This is a genomic window from Streptomyces sp. NPDC102490 (genome assembly GCF_044765285.1).
Taxonomy (GTDB): domain Bacteria; phylum Actinomycetota; class Actinomycetes; order Streptomycetales; family Streptomycetaceae; genus Streptomyces.
Map to the genome: position 1 here is coordinate 519,355 of NZ_JBIWJU010000001.1, position 15,051 is coordinate 534,405.

General features: G+C 71.8%; 13 protein-coding genes. 8 read left to right on the forward strand and 5 right to left on the reverse strand.

Translation table 11 applies throughout. From position 1 onward, the window contains the following. Positions 1 to 286 precede the first annotated feature (286 nt). Positions 287 to 2,059 carry an acetyl/propionyl/methylcrotonyl-CoA carboxylase subunit alpha gene (locus ACIRGB_RS02375; protein ID WP_403857853.1) on the forward strand — a complete coding sequence of 591 codons (1,773 nt, stop codon included), beginning with the start codon at positions 287 to 289 and terminating at the stop codon, positions 2,057 to 2,059. A 93-nt stretch (positions 2,060 to 2,152) separates the two neighbouring features. Here the strand turns inward: ACIRGB_RS02375 and ACIRGB_RS02380 are convergent, their stop codons facing one another. After that, complete coding sequence (locus tag ACIRGB_RS02380; protein ID WP_403857855.1) at positions 2,153 to 3,130, reverse strand: DeoR/GlpR family DNA-binding transcription regulator; 978 nt, start codon at positions 3,128 to 3,130, stop codon at positions 2,153 to 2,155. Between the two features lie 178 nt (positions 3,131 to 3,308). Further along, a complete protein-coding gene (locus ACIRGB_RS02385) occupies positions 3,309 to 4,757 on the reverse strand; it encodes an NAD(P)H-quinone dehydrogenase (RefSeq protein ID WP_403857857.1) in 1,449 nt (482 codons plus the stop codon). Between the two features lie 86 nt (positions 4,758 to 4,843). On the opposite strand from ACIRGB_RS02385, the gene ACIRGB_RS02390 reads away from it, so the two are divergent. The 3 genes from ACIRGB_RS02390 (at position 4,844) to ACIRGB_RS02400 (ending at position 8,292) form a co-directional block, all read left to right on the forward strand. Further along, positions 4,844 to 5,281 (forward strand): gamma-glutamylcyclotransferase, encoded by a 438-nt coding sequence (locus ACIRGB_RS02390; RefSeq protein WP_403857859.1) that lies wholly within the window; start codon positions 4,844 to 4,846, stop codon positions 5,279 to 5,281. A gap of 92 nt (positions 5,282 to 5,373) precedes the next feature. After that, on the forward strand, positions 5,374 to 6,198 hold the full coding sequence (locus ACIRGB_RS02395) for a purine-nucleoside phosphorylase (protein WP_403857861.1): 825 nt from the start codon (positions 5,374 to 5,376) through the stop codon (positions 6,196 to 6,198). A 453-nt stretch (positions 6,199 to 6,651) separates the two neighbouring features. Next, complete coding sequence (locus ACIRGB_RS02400) at positions 6,652 to 8,292, forward strand: phospho-sugar mutase (RefSeq protein ID WP_403858183.1); 1,641 nt, start codon at positions 6,652 to 6,654, stop codon at positions 8,290 to 8,292. Positions 8,293 to 8,374: 82 nt separating this feature from the next. On the opposite strand, the gene ACIRGB_RS02405 is transcribed toward ACIRGB_RS02400, so the two are convergent. Then, complete coding sequence (locus tag ACIRGB_RS02405; protein ID WP_403857863.1) at positions 8,375 to 9,073, reverse strand: PH domain-containing protein; 699 nt, start codon at positions 9,071 to 9,073, stop codon at positions 8,375 to 8,377. Positions 9,074 to 9,221: 148 nt separating this feature from the next. On the opposite strand from ACIRGB_RS02405, the gene deoC reads away from it, so the two are divergent. The 3 genes from deoC to ACIRGB_RS02420 are packed head-to-tail and all read left to right on the forward strand — an operon-like array spanning position 9,222 to position 12,590. Beyond that, positions 9,222 to 10,217, forward strand: a complete 996-nt coding sequence (gene deoC, locus ACIRGB_RS02410; RefSeq protein WP_403858185.1) for a deoxyribose-phosphate aldolase — start codon at positions 9,222 to 9,224, stop codon at positions 10,215 to 10,217. A 5-nt stretch (positions 10,218 to 10,222) separates the two neighbouring features. Next, a complete protein-coding gene (locus ACIRGB_RS02415; protein WP_403857865.1) occupies positions 10,223 to 11,683 on the forward strand; it encodes an aldehyde dehydrogenase family protein in 1,461 nt (486 codons plus the stop codon). Continuing rightward, on the forward strand, positions 11,676 to 12,590 hold the full coding sequence (locus tag ACIRGB_RS02420; RefSeq protein WP_403857867.1) for an aldehyde dehydrogenase family protein: 915 nt from the start codon (positions 11,676 to 11,678) through the stop codon (positions 12,588 to 12,590). Before ACIRGB_RS02415 ends, ACIRGB_RS02420 begins: the two co-directional genes overlap by 8 nt. An 89-nt stretch (positions 12,591 to 12,679) precedes the next feature. Here ACIRGB_RS02420 and ACIRGB_RS02425 read toward each other — a convergent pair whose 3' ends face one another. Continuing rightward, on the reverse strand, positions 12,680 to 13,084 hold the full coding sequence (locus ACIRGB_RS02425; protein ID WP_403857869.1) for a hypothetical protein: 405 nt from the start codon (positions 13,082 to 13,084) through the stop codon (positions 12,680 to 12,682). A gap of 192 nt (positions 13,085 to 13,276) precedes the next feature. Between ACIRGB_RS02425 and ACIRGB_RS02430 the strand changes: the two genes are divergently transcribed. Next, positions 13,277 to 13,879, forward strand: a complete 603-nt coding sequence (locus ACIRGB_RS02430; RefSeq protein ID WP_403858187.1) for a uridine kinase — start codon at positions 13,277 to 13,279, stop codon at positions 13,877 to 13,879. Between the two features lie 293 nt (positions 13,880 to 14,172). Here the strand turns inward: ACIRGB_RS02430 and ACIRGB_RS02435 are convergent, their stop codons facing one another. After that, entirely contained in the window at positions 14,173 to 14,904 is a 732-nt protein-coding gene (locus ACIRGB_RS02435; protein WP_356860279.1) for a SigE family RNA polymerase sigma factor, read from the reverse strand. Between the last annotated feature and the right edge of the window lie 147 nt (positions 14,905 to 15,051).

Consider the following 15,051-nt stretch of genomic DNA (forward strand, 5'->3'; position numbering starts at 1 on the left):
ACCTCGCCACAAGGGTTCCGGCACGAGCAAAGAATCATTGGGCCATTAGTAGGGACTCCACAAAGAAACCGAGTGGCCCGCAGCACGCCCTTACAGAGACCTTGACCACACCGGAGGGCTAGGGTTTCCCCCAGGAGTCCTGCGTAGCGCGGTACTACAAGGGCTTTCGCGGGTCGAGCGGGCCTCGAATCACGCTCCGTGTGGGCAAGCTCACCATTGGGGACGGGTCGAAGTGCCGTGTCGGCAGTCCCTAAACTCGGCTTGTTTCAAGGAGGGAGCCTCAATCGTGCGCAAGGTGCTCATCGCCAATCGTGGCGAAATCGCTGTCCGCGTGGCCCGGGCCTGCCGGGACGCCGGGATCGCGAGCGTGGCCGTCTACGCGGACCCGGATCGGGACGCATTGCATGTCCGCGCCGCTGATGAGGCGTTCGCCCTGGGTGGTGACACCCCCGCGACCAGCTATCTGGACATCGAGAAGGTCCTCAAAGCCGCGCGCGAGTCGGGCGCGGACGCCATCCACCCCGGCTACGGATTCCTCTCCGAGAACGCGGAGTTCGCGCAGGCGGTCCTGGACGCCGGTCTGACCTGGATCGGCCCGCCCCCGCACGCCATCCGCGACCTGGGCGACAAGGTAGCCGCGCGGCACATCGCCCAGCGGGCCGGCGCGCCCCTGGTGGCCGGCACCCCCGACCCGGTCTCCGGCGCGGACGAGGTCGTCGCCTTCGCCAAGGAGCACGGCCTGCCGATCGCGATCAAGGCCGCCTTCGGCGGCGGCGGCCGCGGTCTCAAGGTCGCCCGCACCCTCGAAGAGGTGCCGGAGCTGTACGACTCCGCCGTCCGCGAGGCGGTGGCCGCCTTCGGCCGCGGCGAGTGCTTCGTCGAGCGCTACCTCGACAAGCCCCGCCACGTGGAGACCCAGTGCCTGGCCGACCAGCACGGCAACGTGGTCGTCGTCTCCACCCGTGACTGCTCGCTCCAGCGCCGCCACCAGAAGCTGGTCGAGGAGGCCCCGGCGCCCTTCCTCTCGGACGCCCAGCTGGAGGAGCTGTACGCGTCCTCCAAGGCGATCCTGAAGGAAGCCGGTTACGTCGGCGCGGGCACCGTGGAGTTCCTCGTCGGCATGGACGGCACGATCTCCTTCCTGGAGGTCAACACCCGCCTCCAGGTCGAGCACCCGGTCACCGAGGAAGTCGCCGGCATCGACCTGGTCCGCGAGATGTTCCGCATCGCCGACGGCGAGGAACTGGGCTACGACGACCCCGCCCTGCGCGGCCACTCCTTCGAGTTCCGCATCAACGGCGAGGACCCCGGCCGCGGTTTCCTGCCCGCCCCCGGCACCGTCACCCGCTTCGAGGGCCCGGCCGGTCCGGGCGTGCGCCTGGACGCGGGTGTCGAGTCCGGATCGGTGATCGGCCCGGCCTGGGACTCCCTGCTGGCGAAGCTGATCGTCACCGGCCGCACCCGCAAGGAAGCGCTGGAGCGCGCCGCCCGCGCCCTGGACGAGTTCCAGGTCGAGGGCATGGCCACCGCCATCCCCTTCCACCGCACCGTGGTCCGGGACCCAGCCTTCGCCCCCGAACTCACCGGCTCCACCGACCCCTTCACGGTCCACACCCGCTGGATCGAGACGGAGTTCGTCAACGAGATCAAGCCCTTCACCGCCCCCGCGGACGCCGAGGCGGACGAGGAGAGCGGCCGTGAGACGGTCGTCGTCGAGGTCGGCGGCAAGCGCCTGGAGGTCTCTCTCCCCTCCAGCCTGGGCATGTCACTGGCCCGCACCGGCCTGGCGGCGGGCGCCCGTCCCAAGCGCCGGGCGGCGAAGAAGTCCGGCCCCGCGGCCTCCGGCGACACCCTCGCCTCCCCGATGCAGGGCACGATCGTGAAGATCGCCGTCGAGGAGGGCCAGGAGGTCCAGGAGGGCGACCTCATCGTCGTCCTGGAGGCGATGAAGATGGAGCAGCCCCTCAACGCCCACAAGTCCGGCACCATCAAGGGCCTGGGCGCCGAGATCGGCGCGTCCATCACGTCGGGCGCCGCGATCTGCGAGATCAAGGACTGACGGGTCCCGCACCACACGACAGGGGCGCCCGGCGGACCACCTCACACGGTCCGCCGGGCGCCCCTGTCACTGCCCGACGGGACCGCGGGACGCCTACCGGCGGCGCAGGTCGGCGACGCGCGCCCGCTCCGCCCCGCCGCCCTGCTCCCCCAGGGCGGCGGCCGAACGCAGCCCCGCACCCGGAACCTGACGGCGCGGCCCCGGAAGCGGCACGTCACGCTGCTGACGCGCCACGGAATCACCCCCCGGCGTCCCCGATGTCCCGGTGCCGTCAGCCGTACCACCCCCTGACGCCCCGGCCACGGCGATCTGCACGCCCTGGTCGGCCAGGGCCTGGAGCTCGGTGGCGGCGCGGTCGTCGTGGCCCGGCGACTCGTCGGTGACCAGACGGGTGATGACGTCGGTGGGCACGGTCTGGAACATGGTGTCCGTCCCCAGCTTGGAGTGGTCGGCGAGGACGACGACCTCGGCGGCGGCCTGGACCAGCGCCCGGTCGACGGACGCCGACAGCATGTTGGAGGTGGACAGCCCCCGCTCGGCGGTCAGCCCGCTCCCGGACAGGAAGGCCTTGGAGACCCGCAGCCCCTGGAGGGACTGCTCGGCCCCGGACCCCACCAGGGCGTAGTTGGACCCCCTGAGCGTGCCCCCGGTCATCACCACCTCGACCCGGTTGGCGTGGGCGAGGGCCTGGGCCACCAACAAGGAGTTGGTGACGACGGTCAGTCCGGGCACCCGCGCGAGCCGGCGGGCCAGCTCCTGCGTCGTGGTACCCGCCCCCACCACGATGGCTTCGCCCTCTTCGACGAGGCCCGCGGCGAGATCGGCGATGGCCGTCTTCTCGGCGGTCGCGAGATGGGATTTCTGCGGAAAGCCGGACTCTCGCGTGAACCCGCCCGGCAGTACCGCACCGCCGTGCCGGCGGTCGAGGAGTCCTTCTGCCTCCAGTGCGCGCACGTCCCGCCGTACGGTCACTTCGGAGGTCTGGACGACGCGGGCGAGCTCACGGAGCGATACGGCCCCGTTCGCTCGCACCATTTCGAGGATCAATTGGCGACGTTCTGCAGCGAACACGAAACTGACAGTAACCCCAACGACCGTCTGCTTTCAGCAGTATGCGCCGAATAACAGAAGTTGTTCGCATGCCACCACCGGAAGTGGTATACGGGCCTACCCCGGCCGCCTATGCCGCGCGCAAGCGCCGCAACTCCCCGTGACCAGCGGGGAGTCATTTCCGGCCGCGCCCGCCGGACTACTGCTCGCCGCCGGCCTTCCGGGTGTGCAACTGCCGCGCCACCTCCGCGATCGACCCCGACAACGAGGGATACACGGTGAACGCGTTGGCGATCTGTTCGACCGTCAGGTTGTTGTCGACGGCGATCGAGATGGGATGAATCAGCTCCGAGGCGCGCGGCGCCACCACGACGCCACCCACCACGATCTCGGTACCCGGCCGGCAGAAGATCTTGACGAAGCCGTCCCGGATGCCCTGCATCTTGGCGCGCGGGTTGCGCAGCAGCGGCAGCTTCACCACCCGGGCGTCGATCTTGCCGGCGTCCACGTCGGCCTGCGAGTACCCGACGGTGGCGATCTCGGGGTCGGTGAAGACGTTGGCGGACACGGTCTTCAGGTCGAGCGGCGTGACCGCGTCCCCGAGGAAGTGGTACATGGCGATCCGCCCCTGCATCGCCGCCACCGAGGCGAGCGCGAAGACACCGGTGACGTCACCGGCGGCGTACACACCGGGGGCCGAGGTCCGCGAGACCCGGTCGGTCTTGATGTGCCCGGAGTCCTTGAGCCGCACCCCGGCCTCCTCCAGCCCCATCCCCTCCGTGTTGGGAATGGCGCCGACGGCCATCAGGCAGTGCGACCCGCCGATGACCCGCCCGTCCGACAGCGTCACCTCGACCCGGTCCCCCACCCGCTTGACGGACTGGGCCCGCGACCGCGACATGACGTTCATCCCGCGCCGCCGGAACACGTCCTCCAGCACGGCCGCCGCGTCCGGGTCCTCACCCGGCAGCACCCGATCACGCGACGACACGAGCGTGACCCGCGACCCGAGCGCCTGATACGCCCCGGCGAACTCGGCACCGGTGACACCGGACCCGACCACGATCAGCTCTTCGGGCAGCTCCTCCAGGTCGTACACCTGGGTCCAGTTCAGGATGCGCTCGCCGTCGGGCCGCGCGTCCGGCAGCTCCCGCGGATGCCCACCCGTAGCAATGAGCACCGCATCGGCGGTCAGCGTCTCCTCGCTCCCGTCGGCGGCCCGCACCACGACCTTCCGCGAGCCGTCGAGCCCCTGCATGCCCTCCAGCCGCCCGCGCCCGCGCATGACCCGCGCACCGGCCCGGGTCACGGAGGCGGTGATGTCGTGCGACTGCGCCAGCGCGAGCCGCTTCACCCGCCGGTTGACCTTGCCCAGATCGACGCCGACCACCCGGGCGGCCTGCTCCATGGGCGGAGTGTCGTCGGCGACGATGATCCCCAGCTCCTCATAAGAGGAATCAAAGGTGGTCATCACCTCAGCCGTGGCGATGAGGGTCTTGGACGGCACGCAGTCGGTCAGCACCGACGCCCCGCCCAGACCGTCGCAGTCGACGACGGTCACCTCCGCGCCGAGCTGAGCGGCCACCAGCGCCGCTTCGTATCCGCCGGGTCCGCCACCAATGATCACGATCCGAGTCACGTACCCCATTGTCCCGCACCCTTCAACGAGTGGCTGCCCGGGGCCACCACCGTTACGACAGCGATGCCCGACGGCCCTGCCGTACCCTTCCCCTCATGTCGCTCTACGCCGCTTACGCCGGCAACCTCGACGCGCGGCTGATGACCCGCCGCGCCCCCCACTCGCCGCTGCGCGCCACCGGCTGGCTGAACGGGTGGCGGCTGACCTTCGGGGGCGAGCACATGGGCTGGGAGGGCGCCCTGGCGACCCTGGTGGAGGACCCGCTCTCCCAGGTCTTCGTGTCCCTCTACGACATCGCCCCCATGGACGAGGACTCCCTCGACCGCTGGGAGGGCGTGGGCCTGGACATCTACCGCCGCGCCCGGGTCCGCGTCCACACCCTGGAGGGCGAGGAGAACGTCTGGACCTACGTCCTGAACGCCTACGAGGGCGGCCTGCCCTCCGCCCGCTACCTGGGCGAGGTGGCGGACGCCGCCGAATCGGCCGGCGCCCCCCACGACTACGTGATGGAACTCCGCAAGCGCCCCTGCTGAGGACCCCTCGTCAAAACCTCCAACCCAAAAACCACCATCCCGTGACCTCCGCCATCTACGCGCGTAGCCGCAAACCGGCTACCCTCTTCGGCGTGAACGCATCTCTTCTTCCGGACGACATCCAGGGCGACCCCTACGCCGCCGCCGACGCCGCCGCGGCCCGCCTGCGCGAACTCACCGGCGCCGAGACCCACGACGTCGCCCTCGTGATGGGCTCCGGCTGGGCACCGGCCGTGGACGCCCTGGGCGCCCCCGAGGCCGATCTCCAGGTCACCGACCTGCCGGGCTTCCCCCAGCCCGCAGTGGAGGGGCACGGCGGCAAGGTCCGCTCGTACTCCATCGGCGACAAGCGCGCGCTGGTCTTCCTGGGCCGCACCCACTACTACGAGGGCCACGGCGTGGCCGCCGTCTCCCACGGCGTCCGCACCGCCGTGGCGGCCGGCGCCAAGACGATCATCCTGACCAACGGCTGCGGCGGCCTGCGCGAGGGCATGCGCCCCGGCCAGCCGGTCCTGATCAGCGACCACATCAACCTCACCGCCACCTCCCCCATCGTCGGCGCCCACTTCGTCGACCTCACCGACCTCTACTCCCCCCGCCTGCGCGCCCTGTGCAAGGAGGTCGACGCCACGCTGGAGGAGGGCGTCTACGCCCAGTTCCCCGGCCCGCACTACGAGACCCCGGCCGAGATCCGCATGGCCCGCGTCATCGGTGCCGACCTGGTGGGCATGTCGACGGTCCTGGAGGCGATCGCCGCCCGCGAGGCCGGTGCGGAGGTGCTGGGCATCTCCCTGGTCACCAACCTCGCCGCCGGCATGACGGGCGAGCCCCTCAACCACGAGGAGGTCCTCCAGGCAGGCCGCGACTCCGCCGCCCGCATGGGCAAGCTGCTCACGCAGGTGCTGGGCCGGCTGTAGCAGCACGGGTCACTGACCCGGCGTCGTACAGCCGCCCGGCGTGGGTGTGGGCGCGGGGGTGGGGAGCGCGGCCCGGCGTAGCGGGGTGCCGCTGCGCCCACCCGTGCCGCCCCAGCGGCACGACTGCCCGCAGCTAGGGCGGCGTGGCGACTGCCCGCAGCGGGGCGGGAGGCGACGGGCCGCAGCTAGGTAGGTACGGCGAGAAGGGGTCGTGTCGGGGGGTGTCCGCCCGCAGCGGTTGGCGCGTCAAGCCGGTGAGATCTGTGGCCGACCGATTCCGCGCCGTTCCGAGGACGGACACCCCCCGGCGCGGCCCCGACCCACCCACCGGTCGCACCGCGCTACGCGCACCCCCACCGAAGCCGCACAGGCGCCGCAGGCACCCCACACCACACCCCACACCACACCCCACCCCCCACCACCCGACCCGAGAGGCTGACCGACGTGCAAGACGTGCAAGACGACCTCCTCGCACGAGCCCAGGCATGGCTGGCCGAGGACCCCGACGCGGACACCCGCGCCGAACTCGCCCGCCTCATCGAAGCCGAGGACCACGCCGAGCTCACCGCACGCTTCTCCGGCACCCTCCAGTTCGGCACCGCCGGCCTGCGCGGCGAACTCGGCGCCGGCCCGATGCGCATGAACCGCTCGGTCGTCATCCGCGCCGCCGCCGGCCTCGCCGCGTACCTGAAGAAGCAGGGCCACACCGACGGCCTCGTCGTCATCGGCTACGACGCCCGCCACAAGTCCGCGGACTTCGCCCGCGACACCGCCGCCGTGATGACGGGCGCCGGCCTCAGGGCGGCCGTACTCCCCCGCCCCCTCCCCACCCCCGTCCTCGCCTTCGCGATCCGGCACCTGGGCGCCGTCGCCGGAGTGGAGGTCACCGCCAGCCACAACCCGCCCCGCGACAACGGCTACAAGGTCTACCTCGGCGACGGCTCCCAGATCGTGCCCCCCGCCGACGCCGAGATCGCCGCCGAGATCGACGCCGTGCGCACCCTCCACGACGTCCCCCGCCCCGAATCCGGCTGGCAGACCCTCGCCGACGACGTCCTGGACGCCTACCTCACCCGCACGGACGCCGTCCTCGCCCCCGACTCCCCCCGCACCGCCCGCACCGTCTACACCGCGATGCACGGCGTCGGCAAGGACACCCTCCTCGCCGCCTTCGCCCGAGCCGGCTTCCCGTCGCCCACCCTCGTCACCGAGCAGGCCGACCCCGACCCGGACTTCCCCACCGTCGCCTTCCCCAACCCGGAAGAGCCCGGCGCGATGGACCTCGCCTTCGCGAAGGCGAGGGAGACGACCCCCGACCTGGTCATCGCCAACGACCCGGACGCGGACCGCCTCGCGGTGGCCGTACCCGACCCCACGGACGCCACCGGCTGGCGCATGCTCCGCGGCGACGAGGTCGGCGCCCTCCTCGCCACCCACCTGGTCACCCGCGGAGCGCACGGCACGTTCGCGGAGTCGATCGTCTCGTCGTCCCTCCTCGGCCGCATCGCCGCGAAGGCGAACCTCCCGCACGTGGAAACCCTCACCGGCTTCAAGTGGATCGCCCGGGCCGAGAACATCCGCTACGGCTACGAGGAGGCCCTCGGCTACTGCGTCGACCCGGAGGGCGTCCGCGACAAGGACGGCATCACCGCGGCCCTCCTGATCACGGAGCTGGCGTCCACCCTGAAGGAAGCCGACCGCACCCTCCTCGACCTCCTGGACGACCTCGCCGTGGAGCACGGCCTGCACGCCACCGACCAGCTCTCGGTCCGCGTCGAGGACCTCTCCCTCATCGCCGCCGCGATGCACCGCCTGCGCGAGCAGCCCCCGACAACCCTGGCGGACCTCCCCGTCACCAAGGCGGAGGACCTCACGCGGGGCACGGACACCCTCCCGCCCACCGACGGCCTGCGCTACACGCTCGACGGCGCCCGGGTGATCGTCCGCCCGAGCGGCACGGAGCCCAAGCTGAAGTGCTACCTGGAGGTGGTCGTCCCGGTGGCCACGCACGCCGGCCTCCCGGCCGCCCGCGCAAAGGCGACGGCCCTCCTGACGGCACTCAAGCGCGACTTCTCGACGGCGGCCGGCATCTAGACAAAACCGGGGGTGCCTCAAAGGCACCCCCGCTTCACCCACCCGCACCGAACACGCCACCCGCACCGGTCCGGTGGACACCTCACCCCACCCCGAACAGCACCCCCAACGCCACCGCCCCGGCGACCACCGGCACGACGATCTCGTACGCCCACCGCACCGTCACATCGCCCCGAGAGCCCTCGGCATCCTTCCGCGCCTCCCACAGCTCGCGCAGCTCATCCATGATCTTGTCGGCCTCGGCCCGCACCGGCCCCTCCGCCGCGGCCCCGGCACCCGCGCCCCGCGAACCGAACTGCCCCACGCCCCCGAGCACACTCCCCCGCCTGCCCCCACCACCGGCAGCACCGGCAACCCGCCGATCCTCCCGCCGAGCGGCCCTCTTGCGCCCCCGCAGCGAAACCGGGATGGACCACAGCTGGTACTTGGCGCCACCCTCGGCGAAGACCTCGTTCGTGTACCCGGACCGGAACGACTCGACCCGCGCCCAGGGAAGCACGATCACCCGGAACGGATTGCGCACCCGCAGCCGATCGTCGTTGGCGAAGACGGCGGGCCGCACGGTGTACGCGGCGACGAGCGGCACGAGGAAGACCAGCGCCGCGAGCGCCTTCCAGCGGGTGTCCCCCTCACCCGAGACCAGCGCGTCGATGCCGAGCCACAGCGCGAGGGCGAGTACCAGCACGCCGCCCGAGATACCCGCGGGCGAGCGGTAGACCCGGTCCTTGGACACGGGTCCCGACGGCTGCGGCGAGGATGACTGAGGCTCCGGCGTGCTCATGCTGCCGATTGTGCCCGACGCCCGGCCCGACGCTCACATGCGGTGCCGGTACGGCACCGGCACACGCACCGCTACACGCACCGGCACCTGGACGCCCCACAGGGGCTGTACAGACCGCTACGCGCGTAGATATGCTCATCTGGTGACCATGCCCACCACTGCACCCGCCGCGAACGGCCCCGCCCAGGGCCCCGCAAACGGACCCGCTCAAGGATTCGCCGACGTCACCGCGTCCGACAGCACCCTGCGCCGCTTCCTCCACGGGCTGCCCGGCGTCGACACGGTCGGCCTGGAGGCGCGCGCCGCCTCCCTCGGCACCCGTTCCATCAAGACCACCGCGAAGGCGTACGCCCTCGACCTCGCCATCTCGATGGTCGACCTGACGACGCTGGAAGGCGCGGACACCCCGGGCAAGGTCCGGGCGCTCGGCGCGAAGGCGGTCCGCCCCGACCCGACCGACCGCACGGCCCCCGCCACCGCCGCCGTCTGCGTGTACCCCGACATGGTGCCCACGGCCAAGGAAGCCGTCGCCGGCTCCGGCGTGAAGGTCGCCTCGGTCGCCACCGCCTTCCCGGCGGGCCGCGCCTCGCTCGCGGTCAAGCTGGCCGACGTGCGCGAGGCCGTGACGGCGGGCGCGGACGAGGTCGACATGGTCATCGACCGCGGCGCGTTCCTCGCCGGGAACTACATGAAGGTGTACGACGAGATCACCGCCGTACGCGAGGCCTGCGGCACGGCCGCCCGCCTGAAGGTCATCTTCGAGACCGGCGAGCTGTCGACGTACGACAACATCCGCCGCGCGAGCTGGCTCGGCATGCTGGCCGGGGCGGACTTCATCAAGACGTCCACCGGCAAGGTCGCGGTGAACGCCACCCCCGCCAACACGCTCCTCATGCTGGAGGCGGTCCGCGACTTCCGCGCGCAGACCGGCGTCCAGGTGGGCGTGAAGCCGGCCGGCGGCATCCGCACCGCCAAGGACGCGATCAAGTTCCTGGTCCTGGTCAACGAGACCGCGGGCGGGGACTGGCTGGACAACCACTGGTTCCGCTTCGGCGCGTCCTCGCTGCTGAACGACCTGCTGATGCAGCGCCAGAAGCTGGCCACAGGCCGTTACTCCGGCCCCGACTACGTGACGGTGGACTGATCGACATGGCACCCGCACCCGCACCCGCACCCTCATCCGCGTTCGAGTACGCCCCGGCCCCCGAGTCCCGCGCGGTCGTCGACATCGCCCCGGCCTACGGCCTGTTCATCGACGGCGAGTTCACCGAGGCGGCCGACGGCAAGGTCTTCAAGACCGTCTCCCCCGCCACCGAGGAGGTCCTCTCCGAGGTGGCCGAGGCCGGTGAGGCGGACGTCGACCGCGCCGTGAAGGCCGCCCGCAGGGCCTTCGAGAAGTGGTCGGCGCTGCCCGGCGCGGAGCGCGCGAAGTACCTCTTCCGCATCGCCCGCCTCATCCAGGAACGCAGCCGCGAACTGGCCGTCCTCGAGACCCTCGACAACGGCAAGCCGATCCGGGAGACCCGCGACGCGGACCTCCCACTGGTCGCCGCGCACTTCTTCTACTACGCCGGCTGGGCCGACAAGCTCGACCACGCCGGTTACGGCGCGAACCCCCGCCCCCTGGGCGTGGCGGGCCAGGTCATCCCCTGGAACTTCCCCCTCCTGATGCTGGCGTGGAAGATCGCCCCGGCCCTGGCCACGGGCAACACGGTGGTCCTGAAGCCCGCCGAGACGACTCCCCTCTCCGCCCTCTTCTTCGCGGACATCTGCCGCCAGGCCGGGCTCCCCCGGGGTGTCGTCAACATCGTCACCGGCGACGGCCGCGCCGGAGCGGCGCTGATCGCCCACCCCGACGTGAACAAGGTCGCCTTCACCGGCTCCACGGCCGTCGGCAAGCAGATCGCGCGCACGGTGGCGGGCAGCCGCAAGAAGCTCACCCTGGAGCTGGGCGGCAAGGGCGCCAACATCGTCTTCGACGACGCCCCGATCGACCAGGCCGTCGAGGGCATCGTCACCGGCATCTTCTTCAACCAGGGCCAGGTCTGCTGCGCGGGCTCCCGCCTCCTGGTGCAGGAGTCGATCCACGACGAGCTGCTCGACTCCCTCAAGCGGCGGCTCACCACGCTCCGCCTGGGCGACCCGCTGGACAAGAACACGGACATCGGCGCGATCAACTCCGCCGAGCAGCTGGCCCGGATCACCGCCCTCGCGGACCAGGGCGAGGCGGAGGGCGCCGCACGCTGGTCCCCGGCCTGCGAACTCCCCTCCTCCGGCTACTGGTTCGCCCCGACGCTGTTCACCAACGTCACCCAGGCGCACACGGTCGCCCGCGACGAGATCTTCGGCCCGGTCCTGTCCGTGCTCACCTTCCGCACCCCGGACGAGGCGGTCGCCAAGGCCAACAACACCCCGTACGGCCTGTCGGCGGGCATCTGGACGGAGAAGGGCTCGCGCATCCTGGCGGTCGCGAACAAGCTCCGCGCGGGTGTGATCTGGTCCAACACGTTCAACAAGTTCGACCCGACGTCGCCGTTCGGCGGCTACAAGGAGTCGGGCTTCGGCCGCGAGGGCGGCCGCCACGGCCTGGAGGCATACCTCGATGTCTGAGAAGACCGAAAAGACCGAACCGCGACTCTCGGTCTTCAAGACCTACAAGCTGTACGTCGGCGGGAAGTTCCCGCGTTCCGAGAGCGGCCGGGTGCACGAGGTGACCGACGCAAAGGGCAAGTGGCTGGCGAACGCCCCCCTCTCCTCCCGCAAGGACGCCCGTGACGCGGTGGTCGCCGCGCGCAAGGCGTTCGGCGGCTGGTCCGGCGCGACGGCGTACAACCGCGGCCAGATCCTCTACCGCGTCGCCGAGATGCTGGAGGGCCGCCGCGACCAGTACGTCGGGGAGGTCGCCGACGCGGAGGGCCTGTCGAAGTCGAAGGCGGCGGCGCAGGTGGACGCCGCGATCGACCGCTGGGTCTGGTACGCGGGCTGGACCGACAAGATCGCCCAGGTGGTCGGCGGCGGCAACCCGGTCGCGGGCCCGTTCTTCAACCTGTCCTCCCCGGAGCCGACCGGCGTCGTCGCCGTCCTGGCCCCGCAGGGGTCGTCCTTCCTCGGCCTGGTCTCGGTGCTCGCCCCGGTCATCGCCACCGGCAACACGGCGGTCGTGATCGCGAGCGAGAAGTCCCCGCTGCCGGCCCTCTCCCTCGGCGAGGTGCTGGCCACCTCCGACCTCCCCGGCGGCGTGGTCAACATCCTCTCCGGCCGTACGGCCGAGATCGCCGCCCCGCTCGCCGCCCACCAGGACGTCAACGCCATCGACCTCGCGGGCGCCGACGAGGCGCTGGCGAAGGAGCTGGAGATCGCGGCGGCGGACAACCTCAAGCGCGTGCTGCGTCCACAGCCTGTGGACGACGCCGACTGGTCGGCGACCCCGGGCACGGACCGCATGACGGCGTTCCTGGAGACCAAGACGGTCTGGCACCCGACGGGCGCGCTGGGCGCGTCCGGTTCCTCGTACTGAGGCACCACCGCGCCGCGACCACCGACGAGCCGCGCCCTCCCACCGTCCGGGGAGGGCGCGGCTCTTCGTCCGCCGCGGGCGGGCGGGGATCAGCGCAGCAGCTCCGTCGCCTGCCCCAGCACCGGCACGGCGCCCAGCGACTGCGCCTGGGCGACCGGCCCGGTGAGGGCCGTCGAGGTCAGCGGCTGGAAGTCGGCGACCTTCGTGCCGACGCCGTTGTCCAGCGGGTCGACTCCGGTGCCGGCCAGCGGGTTCGGCTTGAGGTCGGCGACCGGGCCGGTGACGTAGCCGACGATGCCGGTCACCGCCTGGGCGCCCGCCTGCGGGTCGATGTTGCCCAGCGAGGTGGGGCGGGTGTGGGCCAGGCCGGCGATCGTCTCGCCGCTGTCCGCGGAAGCCGTCGCCGCTCCGGCCGCCAGGGCGGCCCCGGCGGTCGCGAGGGCGACCAGGGCGCGCTGGGCGTGCGGGGTGCGGGGGGACGCGTGTCGGGCCATCGGTGCTGCCACCTCTTGGTGTGGGTTGCTACGGACTGCCCTGACAACAGTGCGGACCGTGATCAGGTCACCGCACAGCGCGAGCGAGATGTGACGCGCGCTGCAAAGTCCACCCGCAGGGTCGTACGGCGGCCGTCCGATGCCGCAGACTGGTGCCCCGTGAGCTCCCATCCACCCATACCGACGCGAGTCGTGCTGCTCTGCGGCCCCTCCGGCTCCGGCAAGTCCCTCCTCGCCGCGCGCTCCGGTCTCCCGGTGCTGCGCCTCGACGACTTCTACAAGGAAGGCACCGACCCGACGCTGCCGACGGTCCCGCTCAGTTCCGACATCGACTGGGACCACCCGGCGTCGTGGGACGCGGACGCGGCGGTCGCCGCCATCGGGGAGCTGTGCCGCACGGGACGTACCGGCGTGCCCGTCTACGACATCGCGCTGAGTGCGCGCACCGGCGAGACGACGGTCGACATCGGGCGGACCCCGCTGTTCCTCGCGGAGGGCATCTTCGCCGCGGAACTGGTGGACCGCTGCCGGGAGCTGGGCGTGCTGGCCGACGCGCTGTGCCTGAGCCGGGGACCGCTGACGACGTTCCGCCGCCGGTTCCTGCGGGACCTGCGCGAGGGCCGCAAGTCCGTGCCGTTCCTGCTGCGCAGGGGCTGGCGGCTGATGCGGCTGGAGCGGTCCGTCATCGCCCGGCAGACGGCCCTGGGCGCCCACGCCTGCGACCGGGACGAGGCGATGGGCCGGCTGGCGGCCGCGGCGGCCGGCCGGTGCGCCACGGCCCGTACGACGGCGTGACGGGGTACACGCGCCGCCGGCCGCACCCGCGCCACTAGCCGCACCCGCAGGAGCCGCACACGCGGAAGCGGGACTGGATGGACCCCCCGGCCCTCCAGTCCCGCTCCCTTTCCACTCCCCCGTGGATCCCCCGTGATCCCCGTCCCCCGTGGTCCCCCGTTGTTCCCCCGTTGTTCCCCCGTGGTGCTTCCCCGTGAGTAAGAGCCCGGTCCCCTCCCCCTGATACACCCCGGCTCGAACTTTTTTTCACGGGGCCCCCGCCCCCCTCGGGCCGGTCGACCCGGCCCGTACCTTCAGGCGACCAGTTCGCCGAAGGCGTCCTCCTGGTCACGGCCGAAGCTGAGGACCTCGTCCTCGCGCAGCCGGCGCAGCGAGCGCCAGATGCTGGACTTCACCGTGCCGACACTGATGTCGAGGATGTCCGCGATCTCCGGGTCCGTGCGGCCCTCGTAGTAGCGCAGGACCAGCATGGTGCGCTGGAGTTCGGGGAGCCGGGCCAGCGCCTGCCACAGGACCGTGCGCAGTTCGGTGCCGCGCATCGCGTCCATGTCGCCGGGCGTCTCCGGCAGTTCCTCGGTCGGGTACTCGTTGAGCTTGCGGCGCCGCCAGGCGCTGATGTGCAGGTTGGTCATGGTGCGGCGGAGGTATCCGCCGACCGCCGCCTTGTCACTGATCCGGTCCCACGCCCGGTAGGTCGAGAACAGCGCGCTCTGCAACAGGTCCTCGGCCTCGAAACGGTCGCCGGTGAGGTGGTAGGCCGTCGCGTACAGGGAGGAGCGGCGTTCCTGGACGTAGGCGGTGAACTCCGCCTCCGACAGGGAACGGCGCTCCCCCCGGTCCCCCGTGTTCCCCGTTTCCCCCGTGTTCGCGTCAACCACCGTCATGTACGCGGTGTGCTGACGCCCGGTGCCGCGAGCGCACCCCCGCCCGCTCACGGCACCGGACTTCTCGGAACCCCGGTGTGCGTGCACGTCGTGCAGACGCGTGACCACTGCGCTGGTGTTGGTGCCCTTCAGCGTGTTCATCTCGCGCCCCCCGTCGTGGACTGCCGGTTGCTGGTGACGAAAAGCTTGCCGCGGCGACTTCATGGCCGTGTCCGTCGACTGTCACAGAGCTGTCACAGGGGTCCGTCACGTCTGCGGCACCCTTCCTTCACAGGGTCCGGCGGTGTC

Bases quoted from the DNA above. Each gene is read 5' to 3' on its own strand.
- ACIRGB_RS02425 (WP_403857869.1), bottom strand. From the start codon at position 13,084: ATGGCCCGACACGCGTCCCCCCGCACCCCGCACGCCCAGCGCGCCCTG.
- ACIRGB_RS02415 (WP_403857865.1), top strand. From the start codon at position 10,223: ATGGCACCCGCACCCGCACCCGCACCCTCATCCGCGTTCGAGTACGCC.
- ACIRGB_RS02435 (WP_356860279.1), bottom strand. From the start codon at position 14,904: ATGAACACGCTGAAGGGCACCAACACCAGCGCAGTGGTCACGCGTCTG.
- ACIRGB_RS02420 (WP_403857867.1), top strand. From the start codon at position 11,676: ATGTCTGAGAAGACCGAAAAGACCGAACCGCGACTCTCGGTCTTCAAG.
- ACIRGB_RS02405 (WP_403857863.1), bottom strand. From the start codon at position 9,073: ATGAGCACGCCGGAGCCTCAGTCATCCTCGCCGCAGCCGTCGGGACCC.
- ACIRGB_RS02390 (WP_403857859.1), top strand. From the start codon at position 4,844: ATGTCGCTCTACGCCGCTTACGCCGGCAACCTCGACGCGCGGCTGATG.
- ACIRGB_RS02385 (WP_403857857.1), bottom strand. From the start codon at position 4,757: ATGGGGTACGTGACTCGGATCGTGATCATTGGTGGCGGACCCGGCGGA.
- deoC (WP_403858185.1), top strand. From the start codon at position 9,222: ATGCCCACCACTGCACCCGCCGCGAACGGCCCCGCCCAGGGCCCCGCA.